The sequence below is a fragment of the Massilia phosphatilytica genome (genome assembly GCF_977014125.1).
The window spans coordinates 1-10,308 of sequence record NZ_CDRNIL010000007.1 but is presented as its reverse complement, the minus strand read 5'-3'; the positions used below and the strand labels follow the sequence as shown (position 1 = coordinate 10,308).

Here is a 10,308-nt window from a genome sequence, read left to right as displayed (position 1 = left end):
GGAGTTAGTTGGATGATCCAGCACCTGACGGCCAGCATGGGCATCGCGTGCATGGTGCCGGGCGAGCACAGTCTCCCGGCCGACCTGATCCAGGTCGCGGACGCCCTGCTCTACCAGGCCAAGGCCGAGGGCCGCAACCGCTTCCGCCTGGGCGGCGCGGAATGCATCGGTTGATACCCGGAACCGTACCCGGATTCGCTCCCGCGCAGGCGGCCGCGCACGACCTGCACACGTCGCGACGGCGCGCGCAACTTGGGTCCCCGCCTGCGCGGGACGACGATCCGAAGATCGCGGTCTCAGGCGTAACGGCGCACGAGGAATTCGGCCACGCACACCGGCTTCGTGCCGCCCTCGCGTTCGACCGTGACGGCCAGCGTGAGCTGGCTGGACCCGCTTCCTCGTCCAGCGCCGCCAGCACGATCGCCCCGCGCACGCGGCCGCCGGCCGGCGCCGGCGCGGGAAAGCGCACCTTGTTCAGCCCATAGTTCACGACGAGCTTCGCATCCACCATCACGAGCACGTCGGCCACCATCGACTCGGCAGCAGCGACAGCGTGAGGAAGCCGTGCGCCACGGTCGTGCCGAACGGCGATTCGCGCGCGCTGCGGTCCGGGTCGACGTGATCGACTGGTGGTCGTCGGTGGCGTCGGCGAACGTGTCGATGCGGTCCTGGCCGACCTCGAACGAGCGCGAGCGGCCGAGCTGCTTACGCCTCCAGCGCATCCAGTCCGCTCACTTCGTGCAATGCCTTAGCCATCGCGCGCCTCCCCGTCTGGCGCGCCCGAACATGCCCATGCCCTCGACCGTGCACACGGTCTCGCCATGCTGGTTGATGGCGACCCACTTCGACCAGACGACGCCGCGGTCCGGCTTCGACGCCGACGCCTTGACCTGCACGGTCCGGTAGCGCACGTTCAGCGTGTCGCCCGCGCGCACGGGCGCGAGCCAGCGCACGCCGTCCAGGCCGGGCGAGCCGCTATGCTCGACGATCTGCCGAGCAGCCCGTCGACGACGAGGCGCATCATCATGCCGCACGTGTGCCAGCCGCTGGCGATGACGCCGCCATAGATCGACTGCGCGGCCGCATCGCGGTCGACGTGGAACGGCTGCGGATCGTAGTCGCGCGCGAACGCGACGATCTCCTCTTCCGTCACGGTGCACAGGCCCAGGTCGATGTCCTGGCCCGGCTCGAAATCCTCGAAATACCAATACGCCTTCATGCGGCCTCCCCGTCGACGAAGCCCGGCTGCGCGATGAAGCGGGCCAGGTGATGGTCGCAGTCGCCCAGGGTCAGTTCGAACGTCGACAGGCGCTTGAAGTAATGCGACGCCGGCAGCTCGTCCGTCACGCCCATGCCGCCGTGCAGCTGGATCGCCTGCTGGCCGACGAAGCGCGCGGCCTGGCCCACGCGGTACTTGGCGGCCGAGACGGCGCGGCGGCGCTCGGCCGCGTGGCCGCCGCCGGCATCGCGGGCGTCTTCCGCGACGCGCACGGCCGCCAGCAGCGCCATCGAACGGGCCTGCTCCATGTGCACGTACATGTCGGCCATGCGGTGCTGCAGCGCCTGGAACTTGCCGATCGGGACGCCGAACTGCTGGCGCGTCTTGAGGTAGTCGAGCGTGGCGGCGAACAGGGCGTCCATCGCGCCGAGCGCCTCGGCGCACAGCAGGGCCGCGCCGTAGTCGGCCGCCGCTTCCAGGACGTCCCAGCCGGCATCCGCGGTGCCGATCACCGCGGCATCGCCGACGCGCACGTCGCGCAGCAGCACGTCGGCGGCGCGCTGGCCGTCCAGCATGCGCACGTCCCGCGTGACGACGCCCGGGGCATCCGCCGCGACCGCGAACAGCGTGATGCCCGCCTCGTCGCGCTGGCCGCCGGCGCTGCGCGCCGACACGACCAGCACGCCGGCCTGGGCGCCGTGCAGCACGACCTTCTTTTCGCCGTTCAGGCGCCAGCCGCCGTCGTCGCGGACGGCGCGCGTCGCGATGTCGCGCAGGTCGTGGCGCGACTGGCGCTCGCCCAGCGCGCACGCCAGCTTCAGCGCGCCGCCCCCGACGCGGTCCAGCAAATCGCCGTGCGCGCCGCCGCGGCGCAGGAACTCGGCGCCCAGCATCGTCGCGACATACGGTTCGACGACGAGGCCTCGGCCCAGCTCCTGCATGACGACGAACATGTCGACGGCGTCGCCGTCGAAGCCGCCGTGCGCTTGCGGCAGCGGCAGCGCCGTCAGGCCCAGCTCGGCGAGCGTGCCCCAGGCGGCGTCCGACACCCCGGCGGGCGAACCGACGATCGCGCGGCGGGCGTCGAACGTGTAGTCGCGTGCGATCCAGCGCTTGAGGGCATCGGCCAGTTGCAGTTGCTCTTCCTTGAAGTTGAAGTCCATGTCTTTCCTCACAGGCCCAGGATCATCTGGGAGATGATGTTGCGTTGGATCTCGTTCGATCCGCCGTAGATCGACGTCTTGCGGACATTGAAGTAATGCGGCAGCAGCGGCGCGGCGAAGTCGTCGTCGATGGCGCTGTGTTCGCGCGCGCCGTCGAGATAGGCCGGATCGAACGGCAGCGCCAGCGGGCCGGCCGCCTCGACCATCAGCTCCGACAGCCGCTGCTGGATCTCGGTGCCGCGCACCTTGAGCACGGACGCTTCCGGGCCCGGCGCCTTGTGGGCGTCGGCCAGCACGCGCAGCACGGTCATCTCGAGCGCCATGAGTTCGATCTCCAGGTCGGCGACCTTCGCCGCGAACAGCGGGTCGCGCAGCAACGGCCGGCCATCCTTCTGCTCGCGCCGCGCCAAGGCCTTCAACCGGGCGAGCTCGCGCTTGGACCGGCCCACGGCCGCGATGCCGGTGCGCTCGTGGCCCAGCAAATACTTGGCATAGGTCCAGCCCTTGTTTTCCTGGCCGACGAGGTTGGACACCGGCACGCGCACATTGTCGAAAAAGACCTCGTTCACTTCGTGGTCTTCGTCCAGCATGATGATCGGGCGCACGGTGACGCCGGGCGCATGCATGTCGATCAGCAGGAAGGAAATGCCCTCCTGCTTGCGCACGCCGGTGTCGGTACGGACGAGGCAGAAGATCATGTCGGCGTGCTGGGCCAATGTGGTCCACGTTTTCTGGCCGTTCACCACGTAGTACTCGCCGTCGCCGTCCCGTCGAAGGACGGCCGTCGTCTTCAGCGACGCGAGGTCGGACCCGGCGCCCGGCTCGGAATAACCCTGGCACCACCAGTCCTCGCACGACAGGATGCGCGGCAGGTAGTAGTCCTTTTGCGCCTGGCTGCCGAACGCCATGATCACGGGCGCGACCATGTTCACGCCGAACGGCAGCACGGTCGGCGTGCCGGCGCGGGCGCATTCCTCGTCGAAGATGTGGCGCTGCACGGGCGTCCAGCCCGGCCCGCCGTGCTCGCGCGGCCAGCCGGGCGCGACCCAGCCCTGGCGCGCCAGGATCCTGTGCCAGCGGACATAGTCGTCCTTTTGCAGGCGCAGGTGGTGTTGAACCTTGTGGCGCAGGTCGGCCGGCAGCTCGGCCTCGAGGAAGGCGCGTACCTCGGGTCGCGGAAAGCTGCAGGTCGTCGCCGGTGTAGGTCAGGTCCATGTTGTCTCCTTCGTTGTGCCGGCCAAAAAAGCACGACCGTTCAAAAGATTGTACCTGAAATCACCGTGCGATAAAGGGCCTCCAAAGCAGCGCCCCCGCGCGGGCGGGGGCGACGAATGCGTGATGACTGCGAACTGCGGATCAGTGCTTGCGGCGGCGGAGGACGCCCATCGCGCCCAGCATGCCCGCCGAACATCAGGGCGATCGACGACGGTTCCGGTACGGCAGCGGCGGCCGGCAGGCTCACCGGCAGGCCGGCGCCGGTGCCGGCTGTCGATCCCGCCGTCGGCGGCGTCCTGGGCCCGCGCCGGGCGGTTCGACGATCGCGCCGCCCGTCTGCCCGCCGGCGGGGCGCCGGCGTGACGACCGTGGCGCCATTGCCCGAATCGCCAGAATCGCCCGACGGCGCGCCGTTTCGAGGCACGCTGTCGCCCGCGCTCGTCGATCCGCCCGCCTTCTGGTGCCTGACCCGCCCCCAGTCACCGCGCCGCCGCCGGACGAGCCGCTACCGCCGCCGGATGCTCCGCCGGTGCCGCTGCTGCCGCTGCTTCCGCTGCTCCCGCTGCTCCCCGCCCGGCGTGCATCCTGCTGGCCCGGCGTGACCACCTTGCCGTCGGCTTGGTGGACACCACGGACATGCCGTTACCCAGCATCGCCGCGAGCTTGGCGTTGCTGGTGCTCAGCAGATACGTGCCTTCGATACCCTGCGAATACGACAATTTGACTTCCGTACCGGTCTGCCCGACGCTTGCGCTCGCCTTTTGATACAACGCCTCGGCGAGGTTACCGCTGCCATAGGCGGCGCCGCCGACCAGGCTGACGCCGTTCGCCAGCACGCCGGAACCGACGACGTCCGCGCCATTGCCGCCGGTCCATCCGGACAGGAAACCCGATTGGGCCGCTGCCGAGACCACTTCCGCCTGCGCCCCGCATGCGCTCCCGAACAGGAGAGCCGCCGCGATGAGGTAACGAGTTGACATAATGAACTCCTTGCTCAGTGTGAAAAGTTATTCTTAATTTAACTGCTGAGCCAATGTATCACAGCTGCAAAAATCACAATTTTCAATTGAACGACATAAAAAAAAGGCGAGGCCCCATGGGGAGCCTCGCCTTCGGCCACGTTTTCCGGCTGAAAAACCGGAAATGTCTATGGCATAGTTAACAATTCATCAGTTGCTGTTTTGTTTCAACATCGACAAGTACGGCATGGCGCGCGATGCCATGCGGGTGTCCGCCTTCAGCATGCCGGCCTCGTCGGCCAGGATGTGGGCCGCTTCCTGCAGATAGACGTCCTTGGCGTTCTTGGCGGCCTTCTCGGCGGCCAGCTCGGCCGTCAGGCTGCGCTCGTCGCCCTGCAGGCCGTCGTCGGCGCCCGCCGCGCCTTTCAGCACGACATTCGTCTTCTTCGGGCTCGTCGGCGACGGCACCTTGCCGCGCTGCTCCTTGCTGCCCGGTACCCGCGACCGGCTCGTCCGGGTTGTCCTTGCCGGCAAGGCGCGATTCGCGCAGGCGCGCCTTGGCTTCCTGGTTCTCGCGCTCCTTGCGGCGGACCGCTTCGTTGAGCGAGATGACGTTGTCCTTGCGCAGCTTGAGGGCTTCGGCGATGTCCTGCTCGATGTCCAGGAAGTCGCGGTCCTTGGCGACGCGCACGTCATGCTTCTTCTGCAGCGGATTGAACAGCTCCTTCAGGTCGCCGGCCGGCATATAGGTCGCCGGCTTGATCCGCACCCACGGCAATGCGTTCTCGTACGACTGCTCGCCGAAGTTGTCGTCATCCGACGTGATGGGGAACTTGATGTCCGGGGTGACGCCGCGCGAGCTGCGTCGTGCCGCCGTTGATGCGGAAGAACTGGGCGATCGTCATTTTCAGCTCGCCGTACTTCAGCTTGTCGTTCTGCGAGAAGCGGTCGAGGTTGATCAGCGTCTGCACGGTGCCCTTGCCGAAGCTCGGCTCGCCGATGATGATGCCGCGGCCGTAGTCCTGGATCGCGGCGGCGAAGATCTCCGACGCCGATGCGGAACCGCGGTTGATCAGCACGCCCATCGGGCCGTCCCAGGCCAGGCCGGCATCGGTGTCGCTCTCGACCTCGACGCGGCCTTCGGCGCTGCGCTGCTGCACGACCGGCCCCTTGTCGATGAACAGGCCGGTCAGTTCGACGGCCTCGATCAGCGAGCCGCCGCCGTTGTTGCGCAGGTCGATCAGGACGTTGTCGACCTTTTCCTTCTTGAGTTCGCCGAGGATGCGCTTGACGTCGCGGGTGGCGCTCTTGAAGTCCTTGTCGCCCTTGCGGCGCGCCTCGAAGTCCTGGTAGAACGTCGGCAGCTGGATCACGCCGATGCGGCGCTTCACGCCGTTGTCCGTGACTTCGATGATCTTCTTCTTGGCCGACTGCTCTTCCATGCTGATCTTCTGGCGCACGAGCGAGATGGTCGTGTGCTTGCCGTCCTGGCCGACGTCGGCCGGCAGCACGTCGAGGCGGACCGTGGAATTGCGCTCGCCGCGCACGAGCTGCACGACGTCGTCGATGCGCCAGCCCATCACGTCCGTGAACGGGCCGCTGCCCTGCGCGACGCCGACGATGCGGTCGCCCACCTTCAGCTTGCCGGACTTGTCGGCCGGACCGCCCGGGACGACTTCGCGGATCACGGTGTAGTCCTCGCGCGACTGCAGCACGGCGCCGATGCCGTCCAGCGACAGGCGCATGGCGATGTCGAAGTTCTCGGCCGAGCGCGGGCCCAGGTAGTTCGTGTGCGGCTCGATCGCCATCGCGTACGCGTTCATGAACATCTGGAACACGTCTTCGTTGTTCAGCTTCTTGAGGCGGCTCTGGTAGCCCTCGTAGCGCTTGTCCAGCGTCTCGCGGATCGACTTGTCGTCCTTGCCGGCCAGCTTGAGGCGCAGCCAGTCGTTCTTGACGCGCTTGCGCCAAAGGTCCTTCGCCTCGTCCTCGTTCTTTGCCCACGCGGCCTTCTCGCGGTCGATCTGCAGCGTCTCGTCCGTGTTGAACTCGAACTTGCCCTTCAACAGCTCGCGGGCGTACGCCATGCGGTCGAAGAAGCGCTGCTGGTACACGTTGTAGATCTGGAAAGGCACCGTCAGGTCTTCGTTGTTGATCGCATCGTCCAGCTTGTTGCGCACGGGCGCGAAGCCGTCGATGTCGGCCTGGGTGAAGTACAGCTTTTCGCTGTCGAGCGCCTTGAAGTAGGCGTCGAAGATCTTCGCGGACATCGCGTCGTCCAGCGGCATCGCCTTGTAGTGGTAGCGCCCGAGCACGCGCGACGCCCACAGGGCAGCCTGGGTCTGGGCGGCGGATGGCTTGAGCTGGACGATGGCGGCCTTGTCGGTCTGGACGGCGGCGACCTTTTCCGGCTGCGCCGTGACCACGTGGGCCGACATGGCAAACGCCAGCGCGACCATCAACATCTGCTTCTTCATTCTATAGGTTCTCCGGACGGGATATTCAATGGCGACTGCCAGGCGGGAGGGCTGACGGTCGCGCCGACGCAGCGGCGGATGCGACCCATTCTACAGGATAGCGCAGCGGCGCAGAGCCGGCTTGTACGCGTTTCAGCCGAGCTTAAGTCTTGACGGCGGCCGCGCGCCTACGCTTTTACAAATCGAAACAAACTGGTCTGAAACCAGCACAGGGCGAGGCCGGCCGCCGCGATGATCAACAGATAAGGCCAGCTGCGCAGCGCCAGCTTCCAGTCGACGGGCGACGGCCAGAACGACAGGAACTGCGGCGCCAGCAGCAGGGTCAACGCCAGGTCGGCCGGGCCGAAGTGCCAGGCCGCGCGCGTGCGCCACCACGCCACGCTCAAGGGCACGAGCAGCACCAGGAACGGCGCCAGCGCCGCCGGCGCCGCGTTATACCAGCGCAGGTTGGCAAACGACACCGACCCCAGCTCCCACGTGCGGCCGTTGCGGCGCGGGATGATGGTGAACCCGACCGGATCGGCGCCGAGCAGCAGCCCGACGGCGAAATGCGCCAGCTCGTGGCAAAACGTGCCGACGGCGCTGAACAGGAAAAAGACGGGGTGCGCCCGGGTGACCATCCAGATCAGGAATGCCAGCGCCAGCGACGGCGCGAGGTACAGCGCGATCTCGCCGAGGCCGCAGGCCCAGGCGGGCAGATGGGCGAGGCAACCTGCCGGCCAGGACATGGTCGGGCCGCGTCAGCCCAGGTAGAAGCAGCGGCCGCAGGCCTGGCGGTAGCTGTCGTTGCCGCCGATGCTGACCTGCTCGCCTTCGCGGATGCGGCGTCCTTCCGCGTCGACGCGGATGTTCATCGTCGCTTTCTTGCCGCACGAGCAGATGTTCTTGATTTCCTCGATATCGTCGGCCAGCGCCAGCAGATAGGCCGAGCCGGGGAACGGGTCGCCGCGGAAATCGCTGCGCAGGCCGTAGCAGATGACGGGCACGCCGCGCACCTGGGCCAGCTGGTGCAGCTGGACGACCTGTTCCCGCGTGAGAAACTGGGCTTCGTCGACCAGGACGCAGGCCACCGCCGGCGCGTCGTCCAGGAAGTTCGTACGCTGGTCGAACACGTCGGTCTGGCGCTGCGGGCCCAGGCGCGACGTGATGTGGCCGACGCCGTAGCGGTCGTCGATGGCGGCCGTGTACAACCGGACTTTCTGGCCCTGCTCTTCGTAGTTGTGTGCCACCTGCAGCAGCGACGTCGATTTGCCGGCGTTCATCGCCGAATATCTGAAATAGAGTTTTGCCACTGCCCTGCCCCGCCCTGGAATGCCGTTGTACGATCCGGCGATTATAGCAATCCGGCATACGGCGGCGCCAGCGGGGCCGGGCGGCGTCAGCGGCGCCGCCGCGCGGCCAGGCCGAACAGTCCAACCCGGCCAGCAGCATGCCGTAGGTGGCGGGCTCGGGCACGGCCAGCATCACGTTGTTGGCCGTCGGCCAATAGCTGCCGTTCGCCTGCAGCGTGACCGATTCCAGTGCGCTCGTCGACACGAAGCCGAGGAACGTCGTCTCCGTCGCGCCATCCAGCGTATAGCTCAGTGTGTCGCCATCGCTCGCGGTCAGCGTCAGGTTGCCGGACGGGAGGAATTGCCGGCGATGTCGGAGGCGAAGAACTGGCCGCCGAACGCGCTGACGCCGCCGGAGAAATTGCTGAACACGATGGTGTCGACCTGCGTGTTTATTCGACAGCCAGTAATCGCCCGGTCCGCCGGCACCCCACAGCGCGCCGTACGAATACGCCTGGTAGTCGTAGCTGCCGGCGGTGCGCGGCGGCGTCTCGCCCATACTGCTGCACGCGCAGGTCGTCGTAGGTGTCGATGCCCGGCGCGGACGCGGCGGACATGAAATCGGCCGCGTTCGTGTAGACCTGGATGTCGGCGCGGGCCGCGCACGCGGCGCACAGCAGGGCGGCCAGGCACAAGGGTTTCAGGGACAGCGAATGGTGGGTACGCACGTTGTTCTCCGAGGTTAGTCGATGGGATGACCCGGCGGGCCGGACCCAAGTACATACCCGTGCCGCATTCGATGCAATCTGAATGGCCGTGCATTCGCTGCCGTCTTGTGCTGCGTCTTGAGGATGAGGTGCGGAAGATCGGCGCGGATCGCCTCAGCCGCGGCGCCGGCGCGCCATCAGGCCCAGCAGGCCGATGCCCGTCGGCGTCGTGCCGTAGGTGGCCGGTTCCGGCACCGCGAGCACGACATTGTTCGCGGTCGGCCAGTACGCGCCGCCGTCCGTCGCCAGGGTCACGGACGTCAGCGGCGACGTCGAACACGAAACCGACGAACGAGGTCGTCGTCGCGCCCGTGACATTGTAGGTGAGCGTGCCGCCGTCGGCGGCCGTCGGCGCGACGTTACCGTCACCACGAACTGGCCGGTGACGTCCGACGCGAAGAACTGGCCGCCGAAGGCGCTCACCCCGCCGCTGAAGTTCGAGAACACGATGGGATTGTCGCGGGTATTGTTCGACAGCCAGAAATCCGTCGGACCGCCCGCCCCCAGATGCCGGTGTCGGAATACGCTGGTGATTATAGGCGGCGGCCTCGAAAGACCGTGTCGCCGTACGGTGCGATGGTCAGGTCGTCGGAGAAGGTATCGACGGCGCGGCGCGCCGAAGCAGCGCTGGCGATCCAGCTCTGGGACGTGTAAACCGTGATGCCCGCCTGGGCACCGGCCGCGGCGCACAACATGGCGGCAAGGCACAGCGGTTTCAGCACGGACAGCGGCAGCGATGGGATACGCACGATGCAGGCGAACGGCAGCTATTGGCCGACGGCCAACAACGTGATGCTGGCCGTGCCCGAGCCCGCCACCTACGGCATGCTGCTGGCCGGGTTGGGACTCGGCCGCGCCGGCGGCGCCGCTGACGCCGCCCGGCCCCGCTGGCGCCGCCGTATGCCGGATTGCTATAATCGGCCGGATCGTACAACGGCATTCCAGGGCGGGGCAGGGCAGTGGCAAAACTCTATTTCAGATATTCGGCGATGAACGCCGGCAAATCGACGTCGCTGCTGCAGGTGGCACACAACTACGAAGAGCAGGGCCAGAAAGTCCGGTTGTACACGGCCGCCATCGACGACCGCTACGGCGTCGGCCACATCACGTCGCGCCTGGGCCCGCAGCGCCAGACCGACGTGTTCGACCAGCGTACGAACTTCCTGGACGACGCGCCGGCGGTGACTGCGTAGGTGCTGGATGATCCAACTAACTCCTCCGTTTTGACCAATGGGTG

9 protein-coding genes and 6 pseudogenes are annotated in these 10,308 nt (G+C 67.3%); 3 read left to right on the top strand and 12 right to left on the bottom strand.

Annotated features, from left to right (window positions below):
• The first annotated feature begins 12 nt into the window (after positions 1 to 12).
• Positions 13 to 174, top strand: coding sequence for a diguanylate cyclase domain-containing protein (locus ACWNCF_RS00250; protein WP_449405608.1), 162 nt, complete (start codon positions 13 to 15; stop codon positions 172 to 174).
• A gap of 122 nt (positions 175 to 296) precedes the next feature.
• Here the strand turns inward: ACWNCF_RS00250 and ACWNCF_RS00245 are convergent.
• The 12 genes and pseudogenes from ACWNCF_RS00245 to ACWNCF_RS00190 form a co-directional block, all read right to left on the bottom strand.
• Positions 297 to 722, bottom strand: a pseudogene (locus ACWNCF_RS00245) (MaoC family dehydratase).
• Positions 723 to 731: 9 nt separating this feature from the next.
• A pseudogene (locus ACWNCF_RS00240) lies at positions 732 to 1,219 on the bottom strand (MaoC family dehydratase).
• Complete coding sequence (locus tag ACWNCF_RS00235; protein ID WP_449405607.1) at positions 1,216 to 2,382, bottom strand: acyl-CoA dehydrogenase family protein; 1,167 nt, start codon at positions 2,380 to 2,382, stop codon at positions 1,216 to 1,218. The pseudogene ACWNCF_RS00240 and the gene ACWNCF_RS00235 overlap by 4 nt, the downstream one beginning before the upstream one ends.
• 8 nt (positions 2,383 to 2,390) lie before the next feature.
• Positions 2,391 to 3,597, bottom strand: a pseudogene (locus ACWNCF_RS00230) (acyl-CoA dehydrogenase family protein).
• Between the two features lie 479 nt (positions 3,598 to 4,076).
• Positions 4,077 to 4,577: a hypothetical protein gene (locus tag ACWNCF_RS00225; RefSeq protein WP_449405606.1), complete on the bottom strand. Its 501-nt coding sequence runs from the start codon at positions 4,575 to 4,577 to the stop codon at positions 4,077 to 4,079.
• Positions 4,578 to 4,766: 189 nt separating this feature from the next.
• Positions 4,767 to 7,033: pseudogene (locus ACWNCF_RS00220) on the bottom strand (carboxy terminal-processing peptidase).
• A 167-nt stretch (positions 7,034 to 7,200) separates the two neighbouring features.
• Positions 7,201 to 7,761, bottom strand: a complete 561-nt coding sequence (locus tag ACWNCF_RS00215) for a hypothetical protein (RefSeq protein ID WP_449405605.1) — start codon at positions 7,759 to 7,761, stop codon at positions 7,201 to 7,203.
• Positions 7,762 to 7,773: 12 nt separating this feature from the next.
• Positions 7,774 to 8,325 carry a thymidine kinase gene (locus ACWNCF_RS00210; protein ID WP_449405604.1) on the bottom strand — a complete coding sequence of 184 codons (552 nt, stop codon included), beginning with the start codon at positions 8,323 to 8,325 and terminating at the stop codon, positions 7,774 to 7,776.
• Positions 8,326 to 8,411: 86 nt separating this feature from the next.
• Positions 8,412 to 8,491, bottom strand: a pseudogene (locus ACWNCF_RS00205) (PEP-CTERM sorting domain-containing protein); the annotation flags it as partial.
• 265 nt (positions 8,492 to 8,756) lie between these two features.
• Positions 8,757 to 9,032: a hypothetical protein gene (locus ACWNCF_RS00200; protein ID WP_449405603.1), complete on the bottom strand. Its 276-nt coding sequence runs from the start codon at positions 9,030 to 9,032 to the stop codon at positions 8,757 to 8,759.
• Positions 9,033 to 9,185: 153 nt separating this feature from the next.
• On the bottom strand, positions 9,186 to 9,518 hold the full coding sequence (locus ACWNCF_RS00195) for a PEP-CTERM sorting domain-containing protein (RefSeq protein WP_449405602.1): 333 nt from the start codon (positions 9,516 to 9,518) through the stop codon (positions 9,186 to 9,188).
• Positions 9,519 to 9,604: 86 nt separating this feature from the next.
• Positions 9,605 to 9,820, bottom strand: a complete 216-nt coding sequence (locus ACWNCF_RS00190) for a hypothetical protein (protein WP_449405601.1) — start codon at positions 9,818 to 9,820, stop codon at positions 9,605 to 9,607.
• 37 nt (positions 9,821 to 9,857) lie between these two features.
• On the opposite strand from ACWNCF_RS00190, the pseudogene ACWNCF_RS00185 reads away from it, so the two are divergent.
• Together ACWNCF_RS00185 and ACWNCF_RS00180 are read left to right on the top strand one after the other, a co-directional pair.
• Positions 9,858 to 9,941: pseudogene (locus ACWNCF_RS00185) on the top strand (PEP-CTERM sorting domain-containing protein); the annotation flags it as partial.
• 119 nt (positions 9,942 to 10,060) lie between these two features.
• The gene (locus tag ACWNCF_RS00180; RefSeq protein WP_449405600.1) at positions 10,061 to 10,264 is read left to right on the top strand and encodes a hypothetical protein; all 204 of its coding nucleotides are present in this window, start codon (positions 10,061 to 10,063) and stop codon (positions 10,262 to 10,264) included.
• Positions 10,265 to 10,308 lie beyond the last annotated feature (44 nt).

Excerpts from the sequence above, each read along its gene's own strand:
- ACWNCF_RS00250 (WP_449405608.1), top strand. The coding sequence starts at position 13 with ATGATCCAGCACCTGACGGCCAGCATGGGCATCGCGTGCATGGTGCCG.
- ACWNCF_RS00180 (WP_449405600.1), top strand. The coding sequence starts at position 10,061 with ATGAACGCCGGCAAATCGACGTCGCTGCTGCAGGTGGCACACAACTAC.
- ACWNCF_RS00215 (WP_449405605.1), bottom strand. The coding sequence starts at position 7,761 with ATGTCCTGGCCGGCAGGTTGCCTCGCCCATCTGCCCGCCTGGGCCTGC.
- ACWNCF_RS00235 (WP_449405607.1), bottom strand. The coding sequence starts at position 2,382 with ATGGACTTCAACTTCAAGGAAGAGCAACTGCAACTGGCCGATGCCCTC.
- ACWNCF_RS00225 (WP_449405606.1), bottom strand. The coding sequence starts at position 4,577 with ATGTCAACTCGTTACCTCATCGCGGCGGCTCTCCTGTTCGGGAGCGCA.